Origin of the sequence: Xanthomarina arctica (assembly GCF_014638915.1) — a bacterium.
GTDB classification, from domain to species: domain Bacteria; phylum Bacteroidota; class Bacteroidia; order Flavobacteriales; family Flavobacteriaceae; genus Xanthomarina; species Xanthomarina arctica.
Map to the genome: position 1 here is coordinate 398,991 of NZ_BMFQ01000003.1, position 25,160 is coordinate 424,150.

Consider the following 25,160-nt stretch of genomic DNA (forward strand, 5'->3'; position numbering starts at 1 on the left):
GAATTACTCTAAATTTAATATTAAAAACTCTCCTTTTAGAGGCTGCAAATTTAACATTAACTGCTGAATAAATTGGTCTCCATACTCCAAATAAAACTCAGAAAAATTAGCTTGTCGTTCTTGAAGACTCTGATTTGGAAATAATTCGTTTTGAAGTAAAACTACGCGGTCTAAAATCTCTTTTAATTTTCTTTTTTGAGCTTTTAATAATCTTTTCTCAAGATTCTCTAAACCTTGAATTTGTTTCTTTTCTTGAGCAGAGACTGCTCCTAGAAATGACTTGTCCGTTTTATTAGCTAAATCGTATAAGTCTTCAAATTGCTTTTTTAAGAGATTCTTTTGGTTCGAAAAATCGATATCTATTTCCGAAAGTTTTCTGGTTACTTTTTCAATTAAGTCGACTTGATTCAGGAATAAATCTGCTAAAGTAAGCTCTAATTTTTCCAGTTTAGCCTGTTGCTTTTCTGACACTAACAAAGCAGAATTCCTAAGTAATAAAATAGGAAAAGGCACTTGATGTGCTTCAAAATTAGACTTTAGCTGAAACCAATAAGCCAATTCTCCACCTCCTCCAATATAACAAAGGTTTGGAAGAATCACTTCTTGATATAAAGGTCTTAAAATAACATTGGGACTAAAACGCTCTGGGTACTCATTGAGGTGTTCTATTATCTCGTCCTTGCTCCATTTAATATTTGTATTTAGAACTTTAAAGATCTCTTCTTCAAAAACAATACGTTCTCTCAGATTTTTATTTAAATAAAATAAATTAATCTCTCTTGGATTAACTTGTATCTTATAGTTCTCGGTTAAGGTATTCAGTTGTTCAGAAGTCTCAGTAACTTTCTTGAAAGACGTTTGATTTAGTAATTCGTCTTTTGCATTAGGAATAAATTCACGCTTTAAATCTGTATCATTTCCATCAATTATAACAAGACCTGTTTCTGCAAACATCTCGTTTACCAAATATCTGGTGGCATCGGTTAAATTAGCATGTTTGGTATAAGCCTTTTCAAACAAAATCTTTAAACTTTCAGCATTTTGTCCAGAATTTAAATGCGATCCAAACAGATCTGATATTTGTTGTAACCCTTCTAAATCTAATTCTCCTACAGCTCCTGAAGCATCTTTATTCCATCGGATTTTTTTACCTTCAAAATTAAAATAATTAATTTCCTCAAAATCATGATCTTCTGTTGCCATCCAATAAACAGGTACAAAATTTTGCTTTGGATAGGCTTGTTTTAGCTCTTTGCATAGATTGATGGTAGAAATAATCTTATAGAAAAAATACAAAGGTCCTGTAAACAAATTAAGTTGATGACCCGTTGTAATTGTGAAGGTATTTTCTTCTAGTAAAGATTGAATATTTTGATCTGTAAGCGATGAAATTTTCAGGTCTTGATATTGATGTTTTAAACTGGACACCAAAGTTGTTCTAGACTTTTCTGAAAAAGATATTCCTTTTTCTTCTATTTGATTTTTAAAATTCCCCAGGTTAGGAAACCTATTATAGAAAGGTTTTAGATGGTCTTCTTCATCTAAATAATTACAAATTAAAGCTGAGAAATAATTGGTGTCTTTAAAGGGGATACAGTCTGATGGCATAGTGTTTCTTTACTGTTTTTAAAAAAGTAAAGATACGGTTTATAGTCTTAAAAATAACTTAAAATATATGTGGTTTAGAGCTAGAAAGAATACTTATATTTACCTAAAAATAGAGATATGCTTGGTTTAAAATTAGCTACAGACCCAAGATGGGTTGATATTGTTGAAACGAATATTGAAGAAATCTTAACAGATCACGCTTGGTGCGAACAAAAAGCAGCTACGAATGCTATTACTATTATCACGCTAAATTCGGAACATGAAGATTTAGTTACGGAATTGCTTGCTTTGGCAAAAGAAGAACTTGAACATTTTCAAATGGTACATGACATTATCAAAAAACGAGGTTATACACTTGGACGCGAACGCAAGGATAGTTACGTCAATGAGCTTTATAAGTTTATGAATAAAGGCGGAAGCAGAGTTCAAAGCATGGTAGATAGACTTTTGTTTTCAGCCATGATTGAAGCCAGAAGTTGCGAACGTTTTAAACTTTTATCTCAAAAAATTAAAGATCCAGAGCTTTCTAAATTTTATCATGAATTAATGATTAGTGAAGCTGGACATTACACAACTTTTATTGGATTTGCCCGACAATATGGCCAAGATGTAGATGTAGACAAGCGCTGGAAAGAATTAATAGAATTTGAAGGAGAAGTAATTAAAAGCTACGGAAAGGAAGAAACAATGCATGGTTAAATATTCTTAAGGATTATGTTATTTATTAAATAATAATATATTTTTATTGTTTTTCAATAAATTTTTATTGATATTTGCTTTAAATAATTTTAAATCGAATAATAATGAAAACACAAACCGACCTTATTCTTACAGCCATGAAAGTGATCTTTTGGGTTGTATTTATTGGATTATGCATTAAAACAGGGGCTTTACTAATCTCTTTTATTGTAAGCTTGGCAGTAAACCCAGAAGCTGCAAGTAATTTATACCTAGGACTTGATTTATCTGAATTACAAAACACCAATCAGTGGTATTACATTCATGTAGCAAGTTTCATTATTTCTATTTCAGCTTTAAAAGGGTATTTAGCCTTTTTGGTTCTCAAGATTTTCTCAAAAATTGATTTTAAAAAACCTTTTACTGAAGCTACCTCTTTATTAATCAGCAAGATTAGCCATATTGCTTTAGGCATTGGGGTTTTAGCCATTATAGCAAGCAGATATAATATTTGGCTTATTAGAAGCAAAGAATCTATACTTGACACACAGTACTATTTAGACGGAGGCAAGGAATTTCTACTTCTGGCAGGAATTATTTTTATCATTTCTCTCATCTTCAAAAAAGGGATTGATTTGCAAACCGAAAATGAACTAACTGTATAAGTCATGGCAATAACTGTAAATTTAGATGTTGTGATGGCCAAGCGAAAAATGTCCCTAAATGAACTCTCAGAAAAAGTAGGCTTAACCTTAGCAAATTTATCCATTCTTAAAACGGGAAAAGCAAAAGCCATCAGATTTAGCACCTTGGAAGCTATTTGTGAAGCATTAGATTGCCAACCTGGAGATTTGTTGGTGAATGAACAAGACAGTTAGTATTTGAATATTTTCCTGAAATACACTAACTTCGATTCTGCTAATTGGCAGACAGACCCAGTAAATATGAATCAAGAAGTAGATACTTATCTTAATAACCTTAAAAAATGGAATAAGGAATTAACGAAACTTCGCAAGCTCATCCTTGATTGTGGTTTGGACGAAGAATATAAATGGATGCATCCTTGCTATACCTATAAGAATAAAAATATTGTATTAATTCACGAGTTTAAAAATTATTGTGCGATTCTTTTCCACAAGGGAGCCTTGTTGAAGGACTCCATGAATATTTTAGTCCATCAACAGAAAACACGCAATCTACAAGACAAATTAGGTTTACAAGTACTTCAGAAATTAATGAACGTGAATCTGTAATCAAAGCCTATATTTATGAAGCTATTGAAGTTGAAAAAGCAGGCCTAGAGGTAAAAAAGAAAAAAACGTCAGAATTTGAAATGCCAGAAGAATTAAAGAAACTATTTGAAGTAAATCCGGAATTTAAAAAAGCCTTTAAAAATCTAACTGAAGGAAGACAAAGAGGTTATCTTTTACATTTTACTAAACCAAAACAAGCCAAAACCCGATTTTCACGAATTGAAACAAACATGGAAAGAATACTTGATGGTTATGGTTTAAACGATTGTACTTGTGGATTATCTAAACGAAAACCTAATTGTGATGGCTCTCACAAACAATTAGAATAAGTTGAAAAAGCAAGCTTGTTTTGACTTTGTGCCAGCAAATGGGTATTAAGTGTTAAATCAAAATCCTAAAAATAAAACAACTTACAACCTAAGTACTTAAATTAACTATGTTATTCCATCTATAAGAAGAAACTATATCTTTAAGTTACAGATTCTTCGCTTTGCTCTGAATGACAGAAACCCTTTTTTAAAACTCTAAGTCTATTATTTTTAGTGATTTTTTTAATTAAAAATCTAACTGTTTTTAACTAAATTTTAGTCTCTTCTCATTTAACTTTTCATCTAAAACATTCATGATAAAAACAAATCTTTAAACCCCTAATTTAATTACTTTAGCCGTTTATCATTCACCTTATGAAATCATATACAAAATTCCTTCTAATTGTTTCTGCTGTTTTCTGCACTTTCAATGTAACATCACAAAACATAAAGTCCCCTTCAGAATTTTTAGAATACGAATTGGGTACTCGGTTTACAAGATATCATCAAGTCATAGACTATTTCAAATATATAGCTGAAAGTATGCCTAATCAAGTCGTACTTGAAAAATATGGAGAAACCTATGAACATAGACCTCTATATCTAGCATATTTGAGTTCCAAAGACAATATGAGTAAGCGTGAGACCATTCAGCAAAACAATTTAAAAAATGCTGGGATTTTAGATGGTACTTCTAACACAACAGATGTGGCCATTGTTTGGTTAAGTTATAATGTTCATGGTAATGAAGCGTCGAGTACAGAAGCATCAATGGAAACACTTTATACCCTAGTTACCCAGAAGCAAGACTGGCTAAACAATACCATGATTATCATTGATCCTTGCGTGAATCCTGATGGGCGTGATAGATATGTTAATTGGTATAATGAAACTGCAAGTACGCCATATGATTCCGACCAACAAGCCAGTGAATATGATGAGCCTTGGCCAAGAGGAAGAGCCAACCATTATCTGTTTGATTTGAACAGAGATTGGGTTTGGGCCTCGCAAACAGAAACCCAAGCGCGCATTAAAGTTTATAACAAATGGCTACCACAAATACATGTAGATTTTCATGAACAAGGCATTAATGAACCTTACTATTTTGCACCTGCAGCAGAACCTTTCCATGAAATAATTACCGATTGGCAACGTGATTTTCAAACGCAAATAGGACAAAATAATGCCTCTTATTTTGATAGAAACGGCTGGTTATACTTTACTCGAGAACGTTTCGATTTGTTATATCCAAGTTATGGAGATACGTATCCAACTTATTTAGGTGCCATTGGAATGACCTACGAACAAGGAGGACAATCTGGTTTAGGAATTATTAACGATGAAGGGATCGAGCTTACTTTAGTAGATCGCGTTGCACACCATAATGTCTCTGGTTTATCAACCGTAGAAATGGCTTCTAAAAATGCAAAAATACTAAATAGTGAATTCAAAAAATATTTTGACAACAGCCAATTAAAATACAAAAGTTATGTGATGCAAGGCAATCAAGATAACATCAATGCGCTAAAAACCTTACTAGACACTCACGAAATTTCATATGGCAATGCGACAAAAGGAAAGGTTTCTGGTTACAATTATAATACATCAAAAGACGGCTCTTTAAACACATCAACCATGGATTTGGTAGTAAGTACCAAGCAGCCCAAAGGAAAAATGGTGACTGCTTTATTTGAACCTCAGTCTAAATTATCAGACTCGATAACCTACGATATTACTGCTTGGAGTCTGCCGTATGCTTATGGCTTGCAGGCTGTGGCTAGTAAAAGTTTGGCTTCTACTAGCGTTGCAGAAATTACTCCAATCAAGAACTCTATAAATACCCAAGCTGTTGCATATATTCTGAAATGGAATAGCATGGAAGATGCTACGTTTTTAGCCGACATATTAAAGCAAAACATAAAAGTTCGTTTTAGTGAAAAACCTTTTACCACTAGAAACCCAGAGCAGTTTTTTGATAGAGGCTCTCTAATTATTACTAGAGGCGATAATAAAAATGTTACGGATTTTGACGCTAAAGTAATTGAAGCTGCTAACAAATTTAATAGACATGCTTTTGCAGCCACCAGTGGTTTTTCAAAATCAGGACCTGATTTTGGCTCGCCAGACGTTAAATTGATAAGACCCCCAAAAATCGCTATGCTTTCTGGTAATAGCACCTATTCCTTAAGTTATGGAGAATTGTGGTACTTTTTTGAGCAAGAATTACAATATCCCGTAACTTCCATAAATACAAATAGTTTTGACGGTGTTAACTTAAACAAATACACCATCTTAATTCTTGCTAATGGGAATTACAAAGATCTTTTTGATGAAGCCAATATAGAAAAACTTCAAGATTGGGTTCGTAAAGGAGGAAAAGTGATTGCGATAGATGGAGCTTTAAAAAGTTTTGCCGATAAGGACGGGTTTAGTTTGAAAATGAATACATTTCCTAAAGATTCTACAAAAACCAACATCATCCCATATGCTGAAAGAGAACGAAATGATACTAACGACTTAATTACAGGAGCTATTTTTAGAACTACGGTAGATAACACACATCCTATGGCCTTTGGATATGGGAAGGAATATTTTACATTAAAACAAGGAAGTGAATCTTACAGCTTATTGGAAGCAGATTATAATATTGCCTATTTAGGAGATCAACCTAAAAATGTTGCAGGTTTTGCCGGAAAAGAAGCTCTGAAAAAACTAGATAATTCTTTGGTGTTTGGAGAAGAGCGCTTAGGAAATGGGAGTATGATTTATATGGTAGATAATACCTTATTTAGAAATTTCTGGCAAAATGGGAAGCTCTTTTTTGTAAATGCCATTTTCTTTGTTAATAACAATGCATTTGAATTATAATAAATATTTGTAAACAACATGTCATTCCGAAGCCAGGAGGAATCTATGAGTTTAAGTGACAGATTCTTCTTTTTGTACTTTGACTCCTTTTTCATTTGTACTTCAGTGGACATGTGGGCTCAGTGTGACCCTATAAATGACAGAAACATCTCCGTAAAAGTCGACCTTGGTTTAACAGCCGAGTAAATTAACTTATTGTGAACCTAGTGGAGGTTTAAAATGTGTTTAAACTAGTCTTAATCAATACTTAAGAAATCCAGATAACATTCAATTATTTTACCTACCTTTGACGTTAGTAACGTTAAAGATATGATATTATCCTTTGGCTCAAAAGAAACAGAACAAATTTGGAACGGTATTCGGGTTAAGAAAATGCCGATTGAAATTCAGAACGTGGGACGTCGAAAATTAAGAATGTTGAATAATTCAGAGGACATTGCCGATTTGCGAATTCCACCATCAAACCGACTAGAAAAACTGACTGGAAGATTAAGTGAATTTTACAGCATTCGGATTAATAAACAATGGAGGATTATCTTTATTTGGGACAAAAGAAACGCTAGTGAAGTGGAAATAATAGATTATCATTAAATGATGAAAAAATGGAGAAATTAGCAAATATACATCCTGGAGAAATCTTAAATCACGAATTTCTTGAGCCTTTTGAAATTACAGCATACCGTCTTTCAAAGGATTTGAAAATTCCGCAGACCAGAATTTCAGAAATCATAAAAGGAAATCGCCGAATTACAGCAGACACAGCTTTACGTTTAAGTAAATATTTTGGGAATTCTGCCAAATTCTGGCTCGGAATCCAAGATGATTATGATATTGAAGAAGAAAAAGAAAATAAAAAAGAAGAACTAAACGATATAAAAAAGTTCGCTGATAAAAATGTAGCCTAATACCTTAATTAATGTTTAAGAAAAGAAGTGAAACTCTTAACATACATCTTTAGTCTGCCGTTAAATTAGATTAGTTCAAAAACAACCTTGTCATTCTGAAGAAATGAGGAATTTATATATTCTAAACACAGAACCCTGTCATTTTCACGACAGGGTTCTGTATTTATTTTATGTATTAGTTGCTTTGCAGATTAGTTGCTTTGCATGCACTTCGACTCACTTCAACTTGGTTCAGTAATCAGCGATTAGTGTGACACTCTAAACAACAGCTACTTCAGCATAAAGATCAAAATCTGCCGCTTCCGTTATAATAACATTAGCAAACTCCCCTGTTTTTAAGTAGGTTTTAGTTGCATCTATAAGAACTTCGTTATCTACGTCTGGAGAATCAAACTCCGTACGTCCAACAAAATATTCACCTTCTTTTCTATCGATAACCACTTTAAATGTTTGTCCGATTCTAGCTTGGTTTAACTCCCAAGAAATTTGAGACTGTACTTCCATAATCTGATTCGCGCGATCTTGTTTTACATCTTCTGGCACATTATCTTCCAAGTTATAAGCATGTGTGTTTTCTTCATGACTATAAGTGAAACAACCCAAACGCTCAAAACGCATGTCTGTAACCCACTGTTTTAATTCTTGGAAATCTTCTTCAGTTTCTCCAGGATATCCAACAATAAGAGTCGTTCTAATAGTCATTTCTGGAACCTCTTTTCTAAACTCCTTAAGTAACTTAGTTGTTTTCTCTTTGGTTGTACCACGACGCATACTTTTTAAAATATGATCTGATATATGTTGTAAGGGAATATCTATATAATTACAAACTTTAGGCTCACGATTCATAACATCCAACACATCCATAGGGAATCCTGTAGGAAATGCGTAATGCAATCTAATCCACTCAATACCTTCTACTTTTACAAGAGCCTCAAGTAGCTCAGCAAGGTTTCTCTTTTTGTATAAATCTAGGCCGTAATAAGTTAAATCTTGTGCGATAAGAATCAATTCTTTAACACCATTAGCTGCTAATTTTTCAGCTTCAATAACAATCTCTTCAATAGGTGTCGATCTGTGTTTTCCACGCATAATTGGAATGGCACAAAAACTACAAGGTCTGTCGCAACCTTCAGCTATTTTTAAATAAGCATAGTTTTTAGGAGTCGTAGTTAAACGTTCACCAATCAATTCGTGTTTATAATCTGCCCCTAAAGCCTTTAATAAAGCTGGCAATTCGGTTGTCCCAAAATACTGATCCACATTTGGAATTTCTTTTTGTAAGTCTGGCTTATAACGTTCGCTTAAACATCCAGTCACAAAAACTTTATCCACTTCACCATCTTCTTTTTTCTGCATAAAATCAAGAATGGTATTAATACTTTCTTCTTTGGCATTATTAATAAAACCACAAGTATTTATAACCACAATATTTCCTTCCTCTTCATGTACAACATCTTTACCACTGGCTTTAAGTTGTCCCATTAACACTTCGCTATCGTAAACATTTTTACTACAGCCAAGAGTTATCACATTGATTTTGTTCTTTTTAAGCGATTTTGTTCTCATATATTTTTACTACGAAAGTGGAGATTTTTTTTATTAATAACACCATTTTTACAGACTGCAAATATAGTCTTCTTTTTAGAGTTTATTACACATTTTAAAAATTGAAGTATAATCTTCCATTATAAGGCAACAATTTCTATATTAGCTTGTCCTAATTCTAATAAAAACTACTTTGAAACATACTATTCTTTTTCTTTCCCTCTTATTATTTGTATTTAGCTGTTCAAGTGACAATACAGACGATTCAAACACATGTCATTCTCCAGTTAATATTACAACAAATTCGATTACAGCACATTCTGCTTTAATAAATTGGACAACCAACAACTCCAATTCTTATCAAATTGAATACGGATTTTCAGGTTTTACTCAAGGACAAGGAACTAATATTATGACTTCTGATTCTAGTTATAATTTAATTGGACTTACTCCAGCTACTGCATATGATTTCTATATCACGACTATTTGTAGTGATATTAATTATAGTGATGCCATAGGCCCTAATTCATTTAATACAGAAATAGCTTGTCAGCAACCAACTTCACTTAATTTAGAAAATGTTGATATATGCAGTATCTCTTTAAATTGGGAAACTAATGGCGAATCTTCCTTTAAAGTAGAATATGGTGTGTCTGGGTTTGCATTAGGTACAGGAAGAGTTAAGACCACCACAGAAAATAATATTATAATAGATTCAAATATTAGTCAAGGAATTACTTATGATATTTATGTTCGAGCCAATTGTGGCTCGGATAGTTATAGCGAATATTCTGAAGCTTTAACAATAACTACAATCTCTCAAGATTTAACTGGGTCTTATCAAGTTACGGTAACCAGACATGACGGATTTGTGGTTGATCTAGGTATTGAAACCATTACATTAATTTCTCCTAATTATTACAAGACCCAAACAACCGGACATTGGCCCATTGGATACTATAACACCGACCAAGGTTATAATTTTGAAAATTCATGTGGAGAAATTATAATTCCTGATCAACAATTATTTCAAGGTACTTATAGTGAAATGGTTTTTAGCACAAGTGGTCATGTCTTTCCTAATGGCAATTTTGTAGTAGAGTATATCGTAGAAGCCTACGATGATTTATTGTACTCTGCATTTTACACTAAGCAATAATTTTTACTTGAAGAAAGAATCTACAAATTCGTATTTATTAAATACTTGTAAATCTTCTAGGCCTTCACCTACTCCAATATATTTAACTGGTATTTGAAACTGATCTGAAATACCAATAACAACACCACCTTTGGCTGTACCATCTAATTTAGTGACCGCAAGTGAGGTTACTTCGGTTGCTGCTGTAAACTGCTTTGCTTGCTCAAAGGCATTTTGTCCTGTAGAACCATCTAATACCAATAAAACATCGTGAGGTGCATCTACAATCACTTTTTGCATGACACGTTTTACCTTGGTAAGCTCGTTCATTAAATTCACTTTATTATGTAAACGTCCAGCTGTATCGATAATAATCACATCGGCATTTCGATTCACTCCAGATTGCATAGCATCAAATGCTACAGAAGCAGGATCGCTACCCATATCTTGTCTAACCATTGGCACATCTACTCTATCTGCCCAAACCTGTAATTGCTCTATGGCAGCCGCTCTAAAAGTATCTGCAGCTCCAAGAACCACATTAAGGCCTTGTTTTTTAAATTGATAAGCTAATTTTCCGATAGTCGTTGTTTTCCCAACTCCATTTACACCTACAACCATTAAAACGTAAGGCGTTTTATTACCTTCAGCATCTAAAGGAAGTTTTGGAATGGTGTATTCTGTTTCTTCTCCAGAATTTGTTTCACTTAGTAAACCAGCGATTTCTTCACGAAGAATTTTATTAAGTTCGTCTGTACCAAGATATTTATCTTCTAGAACGCGAGCTTCAATACGTTTAATAATTTTAAGAGTTGTATTAACACCAACATCACTGGATACCAAGATTTCTTCTAGATTATCTAGAACATCATCATCTACCTTAGACTTACCGGCAACTGCTTTGCTTAACTTATTAAGGAAATTGGTTTTGGATTTCTCTAAACCTTTATCTAGTGTTTCCTTTTTTTCTGAAGAAAATATTTTTTTGAAAAAACTCATTCTATATCGATTCTATTACGTTCATAAATCAAAAATCCTGCCTAAGTGAATTGGCTGAACATTTGTCATATAAATCATTTGTAAAGAAAATGAATATTTTTTAAAACACCTTTAGTATACATAAAAAGATTCCCTCTTTCGAGGGAATAAATAAAATAAAAGCTGCTCTCTAAATTAGAAAGCAGCTTAAAATATGTTTTACAAGTAAGGATTATTGTTTAGATAACCACTCGTTAACTTGATCCGGAGCCATAATAGATTCAACAAACATGTAAGCTCCTGTTTTTGGAGACTTAACCATTTTTATTGCTTTTGTTAATCTTTTAGATCCTGTTTGTAACGATGCAACTGATTTCTTTGCCATGTTTTATATTTTTTGAAACTTTAATAACTAAAGTTCTTAATTAATGTTCTTTGACGATTTCAACTGATAAAAACTTCAAATTAGATTTTTACTAATGTAAATAACTAATTATTTAATTTCTTTATGAACAGTCATTTTCTTTAAGATAGGATTGAATTTTTTAATTTCCATTCTATCAGGAGTGTTCTTTTTATTTTTGGTAGTAATGTATCTAGAAGTTCCTGGTTGACCAGACTCTTTATGCTCAGTGCACTCTAAAATTACTTGTATTCTATTACCTTTCTTTGCCATTTTCTTAACTTTTAATTGAGGTTATTATTTATAAAACCCTTTTGATTTAGCTTCTTTCATTGCAGCTGCAATACCTATTTTATTAATAGTTTTTAAAGCCGCAGTTGAAACTTTTAAAGTTACCCACTTATCTTCTTCTGGAAGATAAAAACGTTTTTTAATAAGATTCGCATCAAATTTACGTTTTGTTTTGTTCATTGCGTGAGACACGTTGTTTCCAACCATCGCTTTCTTTCCAGTAAGTTCACAAACTCTTGACATTTCTTCTAACTTTATTATGATTAATTGGTCTATTTTTTCAATCATCCTTTTACAAATGATTTTAAACAGGCTGCAAATTTAGTAAAACTTTACAATATCAGCAAACTAAAATTGTTACTTTTTTAAAATTTCTTTTTGAAGCATTTCAAAAGCCTTGTTTACAGCTTTCATTATGACTTTTTTTCGGTGATTTCCTAAGTTGAATTTTTCAGAAAAAACGGTATCTTTTGTGGCTATTGCAATAAAAACAGTACCAACCTCTGCAGGAGAGTCTCCCTTGTCTGGCCCTGCATTTCCGGTAGTTGCAATGGCATAATCTGTTTTAAATAAAGCTAAAGCACTTTTAGCCATCGCCTCTGCTACTTGAGAACTAACTACAGAATATTGCTCAATAAGTTCTTCTGGAACATTTAAGATGTCTATTTTAGCTTGAGTGGCATAACTAACCACACTTCCTTTAAAATATTTTGAAGCGCCTGCAATTTTGGTGAAAGATTCTGCTATTTTCCCTCCAGTACAACTTTCTGCAGTAGCAACCGTTTTCCCTAAATGAGTTAACTGACTTCCTATAACAGCTTCAATGGAATCATCTGCTTCAAACCCAACAAAAATATCTTGAATTTGTGGCAAAAGGGAATCTATTTGCTGCTGCATTTCTGCTTCAACCAATGCTTTATCCATGTTTTTTGCAGACAAACGTAAACGCACACGTCCTAATCCTGGTAAATAAGCGAGTTTTATAAAACTTGGCAAATTATCTTCCCATGCTTCAATTCTTTCTGCTAAAGAGCTTTCTCCCAAACCATAAGTTAAAATGGTGGTATGTTTTATAAATGGAAATTTGTAGGTTTCTCTTAATTTAGGAATAACCAGGTTTTCCATTAAAGCTTTCATTTCAAATGGGACTCCTGGAAGTGAAATAAATACTTTATTATCTTTTTCCATCCACATGCCTGGCGCACTGCCATTGACATTCATTAAAACTTTAGCTTTTGAAGGTACCAGTGCCTGATCGATATTCACTTGGCTCAAGGGTTGCTTGATATATTGCTCCCAAAGATGCTCGATGTTTTTTAAAACAGCATCGCTTTGAACTAAGGTATCGTTAAAATATGTGGCTATGGTTTTTTTAGTAATATCGTCTTTGGTTGGTCCTAAACCTCCCGTAATGATTATAATATCAGCATTCTCTTCTGCTTCTTTTAAAGATTTTAAGATATGTTCTTTATCGTCTTGCACAGAAGTAATCTGATATACAGAAACACCAATTGTATTTAAAATCTTGCTTATAAATGCAGAATTAGTATCTACAATTTGGCCAATAAGAATTTCGTCGCCTATAGTTATAATTTCTGCTTGCATTACAAGTTGAAATCTGCCTTCATTTCTTCTGAAGTATTTTTAATAGCAGTAATAACAATCTCTAACTTTTCTGAGATATCTAAACCTGTTTTTTCGAATTTACCCCAATCTTGGACTTCAATTAACTCTTGAAGCACTCCAAGCTCAAACATATCTATGGTTGGCTTCATTTTATGAGCCGCTTGATAGGTATTGTAATAATCCTTTTCAGAAACTGCTACTCGTAAACGTTCTGCATCTTCAGGTACTTCCCCTAAAAAGGCTTCAGCCAAGGCTTTTACGAAATCTTCGTCACCATCGGCTAATTCTCTTACTCTAAATAACTTATAATGTTGTTCCATTTTATTTTACTGTTATTGAAAACATTTGCTTGTTTTCTAAAAATCCTACTAATTTATCTTCTGCATTTACTCTCCCAACTCCAGCAGGAGTTCCTGTAAAGATAATATCTCCAATCTTTAAAGTGAAATATTTTGAGATATATTCTATTAATTCATCAATTTTCCAGAGCATGTAACTGGTATTTCCAGTTTGCACCACTTCGCCATTTTTTTCTAAAGTAAATGAGATATTATTTACATCCTTAACATCTTCCTTAGACATCCAATTTCCAATAACAGCTGCACCATCAAAGGCTTTGGCTTTTTCCCATGGCAAACCTTTTTCTTTTAGTTTGGCTTGTAAATCTCTTGCTGTAAAATCAATTCCTAAACCAATCTCGTCATAATATTTATGAGCAAATTTTTTATCGATATGCTTTCCAACTTTAGTGATTTTCACTAAAATTTCCACTTCGTGATGCACATCATCAGAAAAATCTGGAATAAAAAATGGTTGCTTCTTTAATAAAACAGCAGTGTCTGGTTTTAAAAAGATTACAGGATCTGTTGGTTTTTCGTTTTCCAACTCCTTAATATGATCTGTATAATTTCTTCCTATGCAAATGATTTTCATTAGTAAAAAAAGTTGAGTCGTTTGTTGTTTGTTGTTAAGTTGAGACTGAAACTACTTAATCGAGTTTATTATTAAATTGTCTTAATTTGATAGCTGTCAATACCTTTTTAGTATATAGTGGGAAATCTGCATTAAGCAACCATCCAAAATAACCAGGTTCAGATTCTAAAACATCTAGAACACGTTTTCCTTTATGTTTTCCAAAAGAAAAGCACTCTTCATCTTCCTTATTATAGATTAGGAATCCAGCAAAATCGGCAAACTTTTTTCTAGAACTAAATTCTGCTAAAAACTTGGTATCGTTTTCGATTTCTTCATATTTTGCTACTTGAGCCTTTAAAACTTCATAAGTAGCTAAAGTATCTGCCTTTGCACTATGTGCATCTTCTAAGCTTTTATCGCAATAAAATTTATAAGCAGCCACAAGTGTTCTTTGTTCCATTTTATGAAAGATGGTCTGTACATCTACAGATAATCGGTTTTTCATATCAAAATCGATGTCTGCACGAAGCATTTCTTCTGCTAATAAAGGAATATCGAATCTGTTCGAATTAAAACCACCTAAATCTGAATCTTTAATTAGGTTATAAATTTCTTTAGCCAAATCGTTAAAAGTTGGTTTATCTGCCACATCATCATCCGAAATTCCATGAATTAATGTCACCTCAGGAGGAATAGGAATAGTAGGATTTACCAAACGTGTATAGCTTTCTTCTTTGCCATCTGGAAAAACTTTCAGGATGGATATTTCCACAATTCTATCGTTTGTGATATTGATGCCTGTGGTTTCCAAATCGAAAAAGCAGATGGGTTTTGTAAGATTAAGTTGCATGTCCATTTATTTTGCACAAAGATAATGAGAATAAATATAAAAGGCGTTTTAAGTGATATAAACCTTAGGTATAGAATTTTATTTTACACCTTATTAATAGCCAATTTTTCTCTCTTGAAAACATGAAGGAATTATAATTTATAAACTAACTTATTTTGTATCTGTTGTATGTGATGAAATAAAAAAAACAAATATTTGGAAACTTCAAAAAGTATTTAGATATTTGTCTAAATAACTAAATGAAATGAATTCCCTATTCAAAGCTTTAAATGACGAAACACGAAGACAGATTATTGACTTATTAAAGGAAAGAGATATGAATGCAGGAGAAATTGCTGATGAATTCAACATCTCTAAACCAAGTATTTCACATCATCTTGATATTTTAAAACGAGCAGACTTAATTATTGGCGAAAAGAAAGGCCAATTTATAGTTTACTCACTAAACACCACCATATTTGAAGACTTATTAAACTGGATACTAACCTTGAAAAAATAACTTGATGAAACCAACACTTAAAAAAGATTTACCGCTAATACCTATTATTTTACTACCCTTTATTTACTTGGCTTATATCTGGAACTCCTTACCTCAGGAAGTCCCGCTTCAATGGAATATTAATGGTGACATTAACACCTATGGAGATAAAGGCATGCTTATTTTTATCCCTATTTTACTGCCTTTACTTATGTATTTAATTTTTCTAATAGTCCCAAAAATTGATCCTAAAAACAAATTAAATGCGATGGGAAACAAACTTCAAAACATGAAGATTCTCTTGACTCTTTTCATGTCTTTATTGGCATTATTTATTTTATATTCTGCAAAAAATGAATCTTTGGAAAATCCGAATTACCTCATTCTAGGAATAGGAGTTTTATTTTTAATCCTGGGAAATTATTTCAAAACGATTCAACCTAATTATTTTATAGGCATTAAAACACCTTGGACTTTAGAGAGCGAAAGTGTTTGGAAAAAGACCCATAAAATGGCAGGTAAAATGTGGTTTGTAGGAGGTTTTGTCATTATTTTAGGAAGTTTGGTTTTAAGCCAACAAATTAATCGAACTGTCTTTCTTATTATTACAGGCATCATAACCATCATTCCTATTCTGTTTTCTTATTTTGAATATAAAAAAGAAAAGCAGACCGCTTAAACTTTTCAAAATAAAAAGTTTTAAAAGTAATAAAGCAGAATCCTAAGTTTCTGTTTTATGATTATACAAACCTTGAATGTGAATTTGATGTTTTGAAAAAATAGTCGAACTTCGTGCCTGTCTGCGGGAAGGCAGATGACAAAAGATATGAACCAATAAAACTCTTTCATACCAAGTACCTAGATAGAAGTGCTATAAACAAATTTTACATGTACGAAAAATTTAAAAGAATAATTCCAAAGACTATAATTAAACACAATGAGAAATTTTTACGTAGTCTGATATCAATAGCTTATATAGGTAATAAATTCCAATGTAACATTTGTCTTTTTAAAATGTCAAATTTCATCAAATTAGATAATAATGACAAGCTATGTCCAAAATGCGGCAGTTTAGCACGAACAAGAAGATTATGGAGCATACTAGAAAATGACATTCATGGAAAAAAAGTTTTACACTTTTCTCCTTCTAAAAGTTTAAAAACAAAAATAGAATCATTTAATGACATCGAATATATTACTACCGATTTCGTAGGGGAATTTAATGCAACAAAAAGATTAAATATAGAATCCATAGACGAACCTAATGATGCGTACGATCTAATAATCTGCTATCACATACTTGAGCACGTTGAAAACGATACAAAAGCGATGGAAGAACTCGAAAGAATTCTTAAACCTGAAGGAAGGTGCATTATTCAAACACCTTTTAAAGCTGGTGATATATATGAAAATGATACCGTAAAAACAGATGAGGAAAGACTAATACATTTTGGACAAAAGGATCATTTACGTATATATTCTGCTGAAGGATTAATAAACAGATTAAAAAGTGTTGGCTTTAATACAAAATTATTAGAATTTAAAGAAATTGAAAATAACTGGCATGGCTTTAAAATAGATGAAAATTTAATTATAGCAGAAAAATCTGTTTTTGATAAAAAATAAACACCACTAAAACTTGTATTTATTCAACCTGGAAACAAAAAAAGCACAATCTTAAGATTGTGCTTTTTTGCGTTATATGATAAGATCCCTTTTTTCAAAGGGATTTGTTTAGATCTCTCTATTAGAATCCCAAGCCTCTAAATAATCTTTAACAGCTTTTACAAATTGTCCTCCTAACGCACCATTTACAACTCTGTGGTCGTAAGAATGCGATAAGAACATTCTGTAACGGATACCAATAAAATCACCTTCAGGTGTTTCTACAACTGCCGGTACTTTTCTAATGGCTCCAAGAGCTAAAATACCTACTTGTGGCTGACTGATAATTGGAGTTCCCATAATACTACCAAAAGTTCCAACGTTGGTTACTGTATAAGTTCCGCCTTGAATATCGTCTGGTTTCAATTGGTTTAATCTAGCTCTGTTAGCTAAATCGTTCACTTTTTTAGTCATACCAACCAAATTAAGTTGGTCTGCATCTTTAATAACAGGAACAATTAAGTTTCCATCTCCTAAAGCGGCGGCCATTCCTAAATTGATATGTTTTTTCTTAACTATTGTATCTCCTTGTAAGGAAATATTCATCATTGGAAAATCGCGTAATGCTTTTGCTACAGCTTCCATAAAAATTGGTGTGAAGGTTAAATTTTCGCCCTCACGCTTAAAAAAGCCATCTTTAACTTTCTTTCTCCAATTCCATATTTTAGTAACATCTGCCTCAATAAAACTCTGCACATGCGCAGACGTTTGAACCGATTGTACCATGTGATGTGCAATTAGCTTGCCCATTCTAGACATTTCAATAATTTCGTCGCCTTCACTAGAAATAATAGGAGCTTGTACTGGTTTTTCAGTTTTAACAGGGGTTGCTTTTGGAGCTTCCGTAGTTTTTACCGGTTGTGGTGTGGCACTTCTAGATTCTAAATGTTCTAAAATATCATTTTTAGTAACACGACCATCTTTTCCAGTTCCCGCAAGCGTATCTAATTCCGCTTGAGAAACACCTTCTTTTTTAGCTATATTTTTAACTAAAGGAGAATAGAATCTATCTTCCGAAGAACTTACTGAAGTAACGATTTCTTGAGCAACCTCAACTGTTTTCGCTACTTGAGCAACAGATGTTTGTTCTGTAACCGCTTGCTTAGCAGGTGTTGCTTTTGGAGCTTCAACTGATCCTTCGCCTTCTGTTTCAATAATAGCAATAACTTGTCCTACCTGAACCACATCGTCTACATTGAATAATTTCTCAACTAAAACGCCAGTGACTTCACTAGGTACTTCGCTATCTACTTTATCAGTGGCAATTTCAAGAACTGCTTCGTCTGATTCAATAGTATCCCCTACTTCTTTTAACCAAGAAGTAATAGTCGCTTCTGCTACACTTTCTCCCATTTTCGGGAGTTTTAATTCAAATTTTGCCATATCTGTAATGGAAAGATGTTTTTTTAAATAATGAATGCAAAATTAATGAAAATTCATTAATTCTATTGCAGTTTATTCAATTAATTATTTTTTATATGAATGACTTCTCCGCGACTTTTAGAGCTATTACTTCCTAAAATAACTTGGGATGATGTTAGCAAGAATTTAAAAGTACTAGGCGAATTCTTCTGGTTTCCTAAAAGGATCTTAATGGCTCTTTTAAAACCTAGAAAATTCAAATCTAATATATATTCCACATGTGGAACATAATTTGAAACTCTTTCTTGAGTCTCCATATTTTTGTCCAGCGTGTGTTGAAGTTGTAAGTTTTTATCATTTGAAATAAATACATACTCACTGACATTACTAGAAGTTGCTTCTCCTTTTGGATAAAAAATGGAAACTATTTTAATTCCAATCCATATTAAAATATTAAAAAGCCAATTGGGTTTAAAATGTTTCTTAAAAAACAACTGCATAGCTCCATTGAATCTTTTAGCATAGGTTTTATCTTTTAAGGTACTTTCTCCTTTAAAATGAATAACCGTTGTATCTGAATTATAATAATTTTGATACCCTGCCTTTAAAACTTTATAAGATAAATCGATGTCTTCGCCATACATAAAATAGTCCTCGTCCAAGCCTCCTACTTCCAAGTAAACGGTTTTCTTAACAATCATAAATGCACCAACCAACATAGCCACTTTTCCAATTTGATCTGGACTTAAATGATTGGCATAATAAGGTTCTGAATATCCAAGAAGTTTCTGAATGGAAACCATTGGTGTTGGGATATTACGTTTACTTTCTGGTAAAAAATCGCCTTTACCATCAATTAATTTACAGCCTAATAGACCTAAATCTGGTAAAGTGTCTGCAAATCTTAAAAGTGTAGTAAAGGTATCTTCAGCTACTACTGTATCTGGATTTAAAATGCAAAGGTACTCCCCTTTTGCTTGTTTAATTCCTATATTATTTCCTGTTGAAAACCCACCATTAGTTTTGTTTTCAATTAATTTAACTTTTGGAAATAGGTGCTTGACCATTTCACAACTATCGTCTGGAGAATTGTTGTCAATAACTATAATTTCAGCATCGATATTTGAAACCGCGGCCTCAACACTTCTTAGGCAAAGCTCCAAGAAATAGCGTACGTTATAATTTAATATGATGACAGATAATTTCAAAAACTAGGTTAAGATTTTAATGATAATTCAAAAGGGATGCGATTAATAATACTTCGTCCAAGGGTAATTTCGTCTGTGTACTCTAATTCATTTCCAACCGAAATCCCTCGAGCTATAGTTGAAGTTGTTATTTTGTAATCCTGTATTTGTTTATAAATATAAAAATTGGTAGTATCTCCTTCCATCGTGGAACCTAAAGCAAAAATAAGCTCTTTTACTGTTCCTTGTTTCACCTTTTCTACCAAAGGTTGAATATTTAAATCGTTGGGACCAATGCCATCCATAGGAGAAATTTTTCCACCTAAAACATGATAAAGACCTTTAAATGAACTGGTGTTCTCTATAGCCATGACATCGCGAATATCTTCAACCACACAAATTATTTCGTTGCTTCTGTGAGGATTAGCACAAATTTCACAAATCTCGTGGTCACTAATATTATTACAACTTTTACAGAATTTTATTTCTGTTCTCATGGATTCCAAGGCTTTAACTAATTGAAGCGTCTGATCTTCAGGTTGTCTTAATAGATGTAACACCAAACGTAATGCCGTACGCTTACCTATTCCTGGTAATTGCGACATTTCATGAACTGCTTTTTCTAAAAGTTTCGAGGAAAATTCCATAGCTGCGAATTTACTACTTAGACTCAAATTACACTAATTTTACTTGATTCTTTTTAATTGTGATTTCTGTGACTATTTTATTTGGATTTTGCTATATAATACGTGTAATTTGAACCCTAGAAATTTCTTTTCTCATGAATTCGACTCAAATTATCTTACTTATATTATCTTATTTTGGTGTATTAATTTTAATTTCTTATTTCACTGGAAAAAAATCAAGCAACGATGCTTTTTTTAAAGGAAATAAAGAATCCCCTTGGTTTGTTGTTGCATTTGGAATGATTGGCGCTTCGCTTTCTGGGGTTACTTTTATTTCAGTTCCTGGCTGGATTGAAGCCTCTCAGTTTAGTTATATGCAAGTTGTTTTAGGCTATATTGTTGGTTATTTGGTGATTGGAACCGTTTTACTTCCGCTTTATTATAAACTAAATTTAACCTCAATTTATACGTATTTAGAAGAACGTTTTGGAGATTACTCCTATAAAACCGGGGCTTCTTTTTTCTTAATCTCCAGAGTTGTAGGAGCTAGTTTTAGGTTGTTTTTGGTGGCAAATGTTTTGCAAATAATTCTATTCGATGAAATAGGTATCGCCTTTTGGCAAACCGTTGTTATCACCGTTTTATTAATCTGGTTATACACTTTTAAATCTGGAATTAAGACCATTGTATGGACAGATACCTTACAAACATTATTTATGCTGATAGCCGTTGGTGTCTCTATTTATTTTGTTAGTGATGAATTAGGTTTAAATAGTGGCAATATTTTAAGTTTTGTGCTTGATAACGATTTATCTAAAACCTTCTTTTTCGACGATTTCAAATCCAGCGATTACTTTTGGAAACAGTTTATTTCTGGAGCTTTTATTGCGATAGTAATGACTGGATTAGATCAAGATATGATGCAGAAAAATCTAACCTGCAAAACGCTAAAAGATGCGCAAAAAAACATGTTCTGGTTTACCATTGTTTTAACCATTGTCAACTTTATCTTTCTAAGTTTAGGTTTATTATTAACAGTATATGCAGAGCAAAATGGTATCGATGCACATAAAGACGACTTATTTCCTCTCTTGGCAAAAAACTATTTGGGAACTGGGGTTTTTGTGTTTTTCTTAATTGGATTAATCGCTGCTGCCTACAGTAGTGCAGACAGTGCTTTAACAGCATTAACAACATCGTTTAGTATTGATATTTTAGATATTGAAAAGAAACTGGATGAGAAAGCACAAGTGGTTAAAAGGAAACAAATTCACATTCTGTTTTCTCTTATTTTAATTCTTGTTATTATTTCGTTTAAGTATCTTATAAAAGATGAAAGTGTTATTGCTAAACTCTTTGTATTTGCCGGATATACTTATGGTCCGTTATTGGGATTATACGCTTTTGGATTGTTTACAAAATGGCAGGTAAAGGATAAATTGGTTCCTATAATTGCGATACTTTCACCTATCTTATCTTATATTATTAGCATGTACAGCTCGAAATGGCTAGGCTTCGAATTTGGATTCTTTATTTTGATCTTAAATGGTTTCTTAACCTTTATGGGATTATTAATGATAAAAAGGAAGGTTTAGGTATTACACAGAGCTCCACTGAGAAAACACGGTGGTTCGCAGAGAGTTTTTTCAAATTATAATTTTAGGCATTTGCAACTTTAGACACTTTAAAACTGTCTAGTAGAAAGCAATACCAGAGTACAGGCCACTTCAAAGTCTATTTTATTCATTTTAAGTATATTATAAAATTCCGAATTTTCTGTACCTGGATTAAAAATAACCCGTTTAGGTTCTAAAGAAATTATATAATCGTAATATGGCTTCTGATTTGTAGGATTTAGATAAAGAGTTACTGTATCGATGTTTTTATATGGCATCAAATCTGTATCAATTTGCACTCCATCAACAAGCCCCACTTTCAAGCCAATGGCTACCACTTCATGACCAGATTGCTTCAATCTATTAATTGCCATATTCGAATATCTACTTGGATTTAAAGAAGCACCAAGAACTAATGTTTTTTTGCTCATCTGTTAAAGTCTGTTAAGTATTGTTAAAAAAAGTAACATTACTCAAATTTAAACGTCTATTAATTAAATACAAAATAAGTTTTCTTAAAATAATCTTATAATTATATTTAATAGCCTTCATAATAGTTGATGGTTAGTGTTAAGTCTGGCTATTAAATTAAAAAACCCAAAACTTCATGTTTTGGGTTTTTGATTTCTAATTGTTAAATGATAGTTAAATACGAAAACGGATGAAATAAATTCAACTTTTCTACGTCTTAATAGTAAGTGATAAGTTTAAAAAACTTTTTATGGTTAGTGTTAGTTAAGATTGGTTAGTAGTGAAAAACCCGAAACAGTTATGTTTCGGGTTTTTTGTATTTATAAAGATTCCTGCCTTTCAACTTCGCTGAAGCTAGGCTGAACAATGGCGTAGGGATTTACCATTTAATTATAACAGAGCCCCAAGTAAATCCACTACCAAAAGCGGCTAAAACTACGGTATCTCCTTCTTTTATTTTTCCTTCTTCCCAAGCCTCGGTTAAAGCAATTGGAATAGAAGCTGCAGTGGTATTTCCGTATTTTTGGATATTATTAAAAACTTGATCGTCTGTTAACTGAAATTTTCTTTGTATAAACTGTGAAATTCTTAAATTAGCTTGATGTGGTATCAACATATCGATATCACTTACCTGCAAATTATTTTTCTCTAAACCTTCATTAATTACTTCACTAAAACGAACTACGGCATTTTTAAATACAAATTGCCCATTCATATAAGGAAAATAGCTATCGTCTTCAGGGTTATTTTCGGCAAGAATATCTGTCACCCAACGTGTTCCCATTCCTGGAGCTTTTACTACCAATTCTTCGGCATATTCTCCTTGAGAATGTAAATGCGTTGATAAAATACCTTTAGAATTATTTTCTTCTCTAGTTAATACAGCAGCTCCAGCACCATCTCCAAAAATTACTGAAACACCTCTTCCTCTATCTGTTTTATCCAAGCCGTGAGAATGCAGTTCACTACCAATAACTAGTATGTTTTTATACATACCTGTTTTAATAAAATTATCAGCTACAGAAATAGCATAAACGAAACCTGAACATTGATTTCTAACATCTAAAGCCCCAACAGTTTTGATATCTAATTCTTTTTGAACAAAAACACCTGGACCTGGGAAATAATAATCCGGACTTAAAGTTGCAAAGACAATAAAGTCTATATCATCCTTATCAATTCCTGAGCGTTCAATAGCTATTCTAGCGGCTTTTACCCCCATAACAGCAGTAGTATCTCCAGAACCTTCTTTTACCCAACGTCTTTCTTGGATTCCAGTTCGTTCCTGAATCCATGCATCGTTGGTGTCCATCATTTTAGATAAATCATCGTTGGTCACCACATTATCAGGAACATACTTTCCTAAACCAATAATTTTCGAATTATACATAAATAAATCTTTTTAGTCATTTTATATGAATGGCAATTTAAACATTAAAAATAGTATTCTTATAATATTTGATTATAATTCAATATCGTCTCAAAGGTTTAAATTTTGTTTTTTTAAACTCACTTAGTAGTGCAACGCAAAAAACCTTTCAGTTGAAAGGTTTTTATTATGAATTAAAAAACTAAAAATTACTGTTGAGTATAAGCTTTTACAATAATTTCTACTCTTCTATTTTTTGCTTTATTTGCTTCACTATCGTTTGGAGCAACTGGTCTTTGTTCTCCAAATCCTTGCCCTGAAATAATACTACTTGGAACACCTTTAGAAATTAAGTATTCAGCAACATTGTCTGCACGTGCAGATGATAATTCTAAATTTGTAGCGTATTTTTTTGCTAATACTGGACCTATAGACTCGTTATCCGTAAATCCTTGAACAACAATTTGCTGTCCAGAAAGCTTAGATAATGAAGGTGCAATTTTAGCTAAAGCTATTTTCCCTGCAGCATTAACCTCATAACCTCCTTCTGAGAATACAATCGAATTAACCAAAGTCACCTTTAATTGATCTTTTAATTCTGTTATTTGAATTTCATTACTAGCAATTTGAGCCTGATCACCAATCAAAGCTGCAGTTAATTGCTGATTTAACGCTGCATAAACATTTACTGTCTGAACTGCAGCATCAGTTTGCTGAACTTGATCTGTATAAGTCTTTTTCGACACACAACTCGATACTAATAAAGCAATAGAAAATAAAAAAAGGCCTAATAATTTTTTTGTGAATTTCATTTTTTTTTAAAATTTAAATTTAGAATGTAAAAATACAATTTATCTCAAAATAAAAAACGTCGTAAACGATTAAAAGTGAGGAGCATATTCTGTTTCAAAAAGTGTGTTTTTTTTAAACACTGAAACCGTTTTCTAAAGGCAAATTAAATTCAACAAAGTTGCATAATGGTTAGCTTTATTGTGCGTGAAATTTATTTAGAAAAGAAAT

At 32.4% G+C, this 25,160-nt stretch carries 29 protein-coding genes; 13 read left to right on the top strand and 16 right to left on the bottom strand.

Features of this window, described 5'->3' with window-relative positions; translation table 11 throughout:
- Positions 1–3: 3 nt before the first annotated feature.
- A complete protein-coding gene (gene bshC, locus IEV77_RS12985) occupies positions 4–1,608 on the bottom strand; it encodes a bacillithiol biosynthesis cysteine-adding enzyme BshC (RefSeq protein WP_188465515.1) in 1,605 nt (534 codons plus the stop codon).
- Positions 1,609–1,725: 117 nt separating this feature from the next.
- Between bshC and IEV77_RS12990 the strand changes: the two genes are divergently transcribed.
- The 8 genes from IEV77_RS12990 (at position 1,726) to IEV77_RS13020 (ending at position 7,620) form a co-directional block, all read left to right on the top strand.
- On the top strand, positions 1,726–2,307 hold the full coding sequence (locus IEV77_RS12990) for a MiaE family protein (RefSeq protein ID WP_188465517.1): 582 nt from the start codon (positions 1,726–1,728) through the stop codon (positions 2,305–2,307).
- A 104-nt stretch (positions 2,308–2,411) separates the two neighbouring features.
- Positions 2,412–2,951 carry a DUF2975 domain-containing protein gene (locus tag IEV77_RS12995; protein WP_188465518.1) on the top strand — a complete coding sequence of 180 codons (540 nt, stop codon included), beginning with the start codon at positions 2,412–2,414 and terminating at the stop codon, positions 2,949–2,951.
- Between the two features lie 3 nt (positions 2,952–2,954).
- Positions 2,955–3,164 carry a helix-turn-helix domain-containing protein gene (locus IEV77_RS13000; RefSeq protein WP_188465520.1) on the top strand — a complete coding sequence of 70 codons (210 nt, stop codon included), beginning with the start codon at positions 2,955–2,957 and terminating at the stop codon, positions 3,162–3,164.
- Between the two features lie 66 nt (positions 3,165–3,230).
- The gene (locus tag IEV77_RS17595; RefSeq protein WP_308419227.1) at positions 3,231–3,539 is read left to right on the top strand and encodes a DUF1801 domain-containing protein; all 309 of its coding nucleotides are present in this window, start codon (positions 3,231–3,233) and stop codon (positions 3,537–3,539) included.
- An 80-nt stretch (positions 3,540–3,619) separates the two neighbouring features.
- Complete coding sequence (locus IEV77_RS17600) at positions 3,620–3,868, top strand: YdeI/OmpD-associated family protein (RefSeq protein WP_308419220.1); 249 nt, start codon at positions 3,620–3,622, stop codon at positions 3,866–3,868.
- A gap of 354 nt (positions 3,869–4,222) precedes the next feature.
- The gene (locus tag IEV77_RS13010; RefSeq protein ID WP_188465522.1) at positions 4,223–6,715 is read left to right on the top strand and encodes a M14 family metallopeptidase; all 2,493 of its coding nucleotides are present in this window, start codon (positions 4,223–4,225) and stop codon (positions 6,713–6,715) included.
- Positions 6,716–7,024: 309 nt separating this feature from the next.
- The gene (locus IEV77_RS13015; RefSeq protein WP_188465523.1) at positions 7,025–7,306 is read left to right on the top strand and encodes a type II toxin-antitoxin system RelE/ParE family toxin; all 282 of its coding nucleotides are present in this window, start codon (positions 7,025–7,027) and stop codon (positions 7,304–7,306) included.
- An 11-nt stretch (positions 7,307–7,317) separates the two neighbouring features.
- Complete coding sequence (locus tag IEV77_RS13020) at positions 7,318–7,620, top strand: HigA family addiction module antitoxin (RefSeq protein WP_188465525.1); 303 nt, start codon at positions 7,318–7,320, stop codon at positions 7,618–7,620.
- Between the two features lie 258 nt (positions 7,621–7,878).
- On the opposite strand, the gene rimO is transcribed toward IEV77_RS13020, so the two are convergent.
- A complete protein-coding gene (rimO, locus tag IEV77_RS13025) occupies positions 7,879–9,186 on the bottom strand; it encodes a 30S ribosomal protein S12 methylthiotransferase RimO (protein ID WP_188465527.1) in 1,308 nt (435 codons plus the stop codon).
- Between the two features lie 172 nt (positions 9,187–9,358).
- Between rimO and IEV77_RS13030 the strand changes: the two genes are divergently transcribed.
- Positions 9,359–10,324, top strand: a complete 966-nt coding sequence (locus tag IEV77_RS13030) for a fibronectin type III domain-containing protein (RefSeq protein ID WP_188465529.1) — start codon at positions 9,359–9,361, stop codon at positions 10,322–10,324.
- 3 nt (positions 10,325–10,327) lie between these two features.
- Here the strand turns inward: IEV77_RS13030 and ftsY are convergent, their stop codons facing one another.
- The 8 genes from ftsY to IEV77_RS13070 all read right to left on the bottom strand — a co-directional run bounded on the left by ftsY (position 10,328) and on the right by IEV77_RS13070 (position 15,366).
- Positions 10,328–11,302: a signal recognition particle-docking protein FtsY gene (gene ftsY, locus IEV77_RS13035; RefSeq protein WP_188465531.1), complete on the bottom strand. Its 975-nt coding sequence runs from the start codon at positions 11,300–11,302 to the stop codon at positions 10,328–10,330.
- A 211-nt stretch (positions 11,303–11,513) separates the two neighbouring features.
- The gene (locus IEV77_RS13040; protein WP_109682495.1) at positions 11,514–11,666 is read right to left on the bottom strand and encodes a DUF4295 domain-containing protein; all 153 of its coding nucleotides are present in this window, start codon (positions 11,664–11,666) and stop codon (positions 11,514–11,516) included.
- 108 nt (positions 11,667–11,774) lie between these two features.
- The gene (gene rpmG, locus IEV77_RS13045) at positions 11,775–11,957 is read right to left on the bottom strand and encodes a 50S ribosomal protein L33 (RefSeq protein ID WP_109307876.1); all 183 of its coding nucleotides are present in this window, start codon (positions 11,955–11,957) and stop codon (positions 11,775–11,777) included.
- A gap of 24 nt (positions 11,958–11,981) precedes the next feature.
- Positions 11,982–12,218, bottom strand: a complete 237-nt coding sequence (gene rpmB / locus IEV77_RS13050; protein WP_188466246.1) for a 50S ribosomal protein L28 — start codon at positions 12,216–12,218, stop codon at positions 11,982–11,984.
- Between the two features lie 114 nt (positions 12,219–12,332).
- The gene (locus tag IEV77_RS13055) at positions 12,333–13,580 is read right to left on the bottom strand and encodes a competence/damage-inducible protein A (protein WP_188465533.1); all 1,248 of its coding nucleotides are present in this window, start codon (positions 13,578–13,580) and stop codon (positions 12,333–12,335) included.
- A complete protein-coding gene (locus IEV77_RS13060; protein WP_188465535.1) occupies positions 13,580–13,921 on the bottom strand; it encodes an Hpt domain-containing protein in 342 nt (113 codons plus the stop codon). Before IEV77_RS13060 ends, IEV77_RS13055 begins: the two co-directional genes overlap by 1 nt.
- A 1-nt stretch (position 13,922) precedes the next feature.
- Positions 13,923–14,534, bottom strand: a complete 612-nt coding sequence (locus tag IEV77_RS13065; RefSeq protein WP_188465537.1) for a fumarylacetoacetate hydrolase family protein — start codon at positions 14,532–14,534, stop codon at positions 13,923–13,925.
- 55 nt (positions 14,535–14,589) lie between these two features.
- On the bottom strand, positions 14,590–15,366 hold the full coding sequence (locus IEV77_RS13070; RefSeq protein WP_188465539.1) for a 3'-5' exonuclease: 777 nt from the start codon (positions 15,364–15,366) through the stop codon (positions 14,590–14,592).
- Positions 15,367–15,610: 244 nt separating this feature from the next.
- Between IEV77_RS13070 and IEV77_RS13075 the strand changes: the two genes are divergently transcribed.
- From IEV77_RS13075 to IEV77_RS13085, 3 genes are all read left to right on the top strand, one after another.
- Positions 15,611–15,865 (top strand): autorepressor SdpR family transcription factor, encoded by a 255-nt coding sequence (locus tag IEV77_RS13075; RefSeq protein ID WP_188465540.1) that lies wholly within the window; start codon positions 15,611–15,613, stop codon positions 15,863–15,865.
- Between the two features lie 4 nt (positions 15,866–15,869).
- A complete protein-coding gene (locus IEV77_RS13080) occupies positions 15,870–16,523 on the top strand; it encodes an SdpI family protein (protein ID WP_188465542.1) in 654 nt (217 codons plus the stop codon).
- A 335-nt stretch (positions 16,524–16,858) separates the two neighbouring features.
- Positions 16,859–17,470 (top strand): class I SAM-dependent methyltransferase, encoded by a 612-nt coding sequence (locus tag IEV77_RS13085; protein WP_188465544.1) that lies wholly within the window; start codon positions 16,859–16,861, stop codon positions 17,468–17,470.
- Positions 17,471–17,578: 108 nt separating this feature from the next.
- Here the strand turns inward: IEV77_RS13085 and IEV77_RS13090 are convergent, their stop codons facing one another.
- The 3 genes from IEV77_RS13090 to recR all read right to left on the bottom strand — a co-directional run bounded on the left by IEV77_RS13090 (position 17,579) and on the right by recR (position 20,705).
- Positions 17,579–18,892 carry a dihydrolipoamide acetyltransferase family protein gene (locus IEV77_RS13090; RefSeq protein WP_188465546.1) on the bottom strand — a complete coding sequence of 438 codons (1,314 nt, stop codon included), beginning with the start codon at positions 18,890–18,892 and terminating at the stop codon, positions 17,579–17,581.
- A gap of 80 nt (positions 18,893–18,972) precedes the next feature.
- A complete protein-coding gene (locus IEV77_RS13095) occupies positions 18,973–20,079 on the bottom strand; it encodes a glycosyltransferase family 2 protein (protein WP_188465548.1) in 1,107 nt (368 codons plus the stop codon).
- Between the two features lie 8 nt (positions 20,080–20,087).
- Entirely contained in the window at positions 20,088–20,705 is a 618-nt protein-coding gene (recR, locus tag IEV77_RS13100; RefSeq protein ID WP_188465550.1) for a recombination mediator RecR, read from the bottom strand.
- Positions 20,706–20,839: 134 nt separating this feature from the next.
- Here recR and IEV77_RS13105 point away from each other — a divergent pair, with 134 nt between their 5' ends.
- Positions 20,840–22,279, top strand: a complete 1,440-nt coding sequence (locus IEV77_RS13105) for a sodium:solute symporter (protein WP_188465552.1) — start codon at positions 20,840–20,842, stop codon at positions 22,277–22,279.
- A gap of 89 nt (positions 22,280–22,368) precedes the next feature.
- Here the strand turns inward: IEV77_RS13105 and IEV77_RS13110 are convergent, their stop codons facing one another.
- The 3 genes from IEV77_RS13110 to IEV77_RS13120 all read right to left on the bottom strand — a co-directional run bounded on the left by IEV77_RS13110 (position 22,369) and on the right by IEV77_RS13120 (position 24,952).
- Positions 22,369–22,731, bottom strand: coding sequence for a CoA-binding protein (locus IEV77_RS13110; RefSeq protein ID WP_188465554.1), 363 nt, complete (start codon positions 22,729–22,731; stop codon positions 22,369–22,371).
- Between the two features lie 419 nt (positions 22,732–23,150).
- On the bottom strand, positions 23,151–24,161 hold the full coding sequence (locus tag IEV77_RS13115; RefSeq protein ID WP_188465556.1) for a 3-oxoacyl-ACP synthase III family protein: 1,011 nt from the start codon (positions 24,159–24,161) through the stop codon (positions 23,151–23,153).
- A gap of 188 nt (positions 24,162–24,349) precedes the next feature.
- Positions 24,350–24,952 (bottom strand): OmpA/MotB family protein, encoded by a 603-nt coding sequence (locus IEV77_RS13120; protein ID WP_188465558.1) that lies wholly within the window; start codon positions 24,950–24,952, stop codon positions 24,350–24,352.
- Positions 24,953–25,160: the final 208 nt, after the last annotated feature.

Bases quoted from the DNA above. Each gene is read 5' to 3' on its own strand.
- bshC (WP_188465515.1), bottom strand. From the start codon at position 1,608: ATGCCATCAGACTGTATCCCCTTTAAAGACACCAATTATTTCTCAGCT.
- IEV77_RS12990 (WP_188465517.1), top strand. From the start codon at position 1,726: ATGCTTGGTTTAAAATTAGCTACAGACCCAAGATGGGTTGATATTGTT.
- IEV77_RS12995 (WP_188465518.1), top strand. From the start codon at position 2,412: ATGAAAACACAAACCGACCTTATTCTTACAGCCATGAAAGTGATCTTT.
- IEV77_RS13000 (WP_188465520.1), top strand. From the start codon at position 2,955: ATGGCAATAACTGTAAATTTAGATGTTGTGATGGCCAAGCGAAAAATG.
- IEV77_RS17595 (WP_308419227.1), top strand. From the start codon at position 3,231: ATGAATCAAGAAGTAGATACTTATCTTAATAACCTTAAAAAATGGAAT.
- IEV77_RS17600 (WP_308419220.1), top strand. From the start codon at position 3,620: ATGCCAGAAGAATTAAAGAAACTATTTGAAGTAAATCCGGAATTTAAA.
- IEV77_RS13010 (WP_188465522.1), top strand. From the start codon at position 4,223: ATGAAATCATATACAAAATTCCTTCTAATTGTTTCTGCTGTTTTCTGC.
- IEV77_RS13015 (WP_188465523.1), top strand. From the start codon at position 7,025: ATGATATTATCCTTTGGCTCAAAAGAAACAGAACAAATTTGGAACGGT.
- IEV77_RS13020 (WP_188465525.1), top strand. From the start codon at position 7,318: ATGGAGAAATTAGCAAATATACATCCTGGAGAAATCTTAAATCACGAA.
- rimO (WP_188465527.1), bottom strand. From the start codon at position 9,186: ATGAGAACAAAATCGCTTAAAAAGAACAAAATCAATGTGATAACTCTT.
- ftsY (WP_188465531.1), bottom strand. From the start codon at position 11,302: ATGAGTTTTTTCAAAAAAATATTTTCTTCAGAAAAAAAGGAAACACTA.
- IEV77_RS13040 (WP_109682495.1), bottom strand. From the start codon at position 11,666: ATGGCAAAGAAATCAGTTGCATCGTTACAAACAGGATCTAAAAGATTA.
- rpmG (WP_109307876.1), bottom strand. From the start codon at position 11,957: ATGGCAAAGAAAGGTAATAGAATACAAGTAATTTTAGAGTGCACTGAG.
- rpmB (WP_188466246.1), bottom strand. From the start codon at position 12,218: ATGTCAAGAGTTTGTGAACTTACTGGAAAGAAAGCGATGGTTGGAAAC.
- IEV77_RS13055 (WP_188465533.1), bottom strand. From the start codon at position 13,580: ATGCAAGCAGAAATTATAACTATAGGCGACGAAATTCTTATTGGCCAA.
- IEV77_RS13060 (WP_188465535.1), bottom strand. From the start codon at position 13,921: ATGGAACAACATTATAAGTTATTTAGAGTAAGAGAATTAGCCGATGGT.
- IEV77_RS13065 (WP_188465537.1), bottom strand. From the start codon at position 14,534: ATGAAAATCATTTGCATAGGAAGAAATTATACAGATCATATTAAGGAG.
- IEV77_RS13070 (WP_188465539.1), bottom strand. From the start codon at position 15,366: ATGCAACTTAATCTTACAAAACCCATCTGCTTTTTCGATTTGGAAACC.
- IEV77_RS13075 (WP_188465540.1), top strand. From the start codon at position 15,611: ATGAATTCCCTATTCAAAGCTTTAAATGACGAAACACGAAGACAGATT.
- IEV77_RS13080 (WP_188465542.1), top strand. From the start codon at position 15,870: ATGAAACCAACACTTAAAAAAGATTTACCGCTAATACCTATTATTTTA.
- IEV77_RS13085 (WP_188465544.1), top strand. From the start codon at position 16,859: ATGTCAAATTTCATCAAATTAGATAATAATGACAAGCTATGTCCAAAA.
- IEV77_RS13090 (WP_188465546.1), bottom strand. From the start codon at position 18,892: ATGGCAAAATTTGAATTAAAACTCCCGAAAATGGGAGAAAGTGTAGCA.
- recR (WP_188465550.1), bottom strand. From the start codon at position 20,705: ATGGAATTTTCCTCGAAACTTTTAGAAAAAGCAGTTCATGAAATGTCG.
- IEV77_RS13105 (WP_188465552.1), top strand. From the start codon at position 20,840: ATGAATTCGACTCAAATTATCTTACTTATATTATCTTATTTTGGTGTA.
- IEV77_RS13110 (WP_188465554.1), bottom strand. From the start codon at position 22,731: ATGAGCAAAAAAACATTAGTTCTTGGTGCTTCTTTAAATCCAAGTAGA.
- IEV77_RS13115 (WP_188465556.1), bottom strand. From the start codon at position 24,161: ATGTATAATTCGAAAATTATTGGTTTAGGAAAGTATGTTCCTGATAAT.
- IEV77_RS13120 (WP_188465558.1), bottom strand. From the start codon at position 24,952: ATGAAATTCACAAAAAAATTATTAGGCCTTTTTTTATTTTCTATTGCT.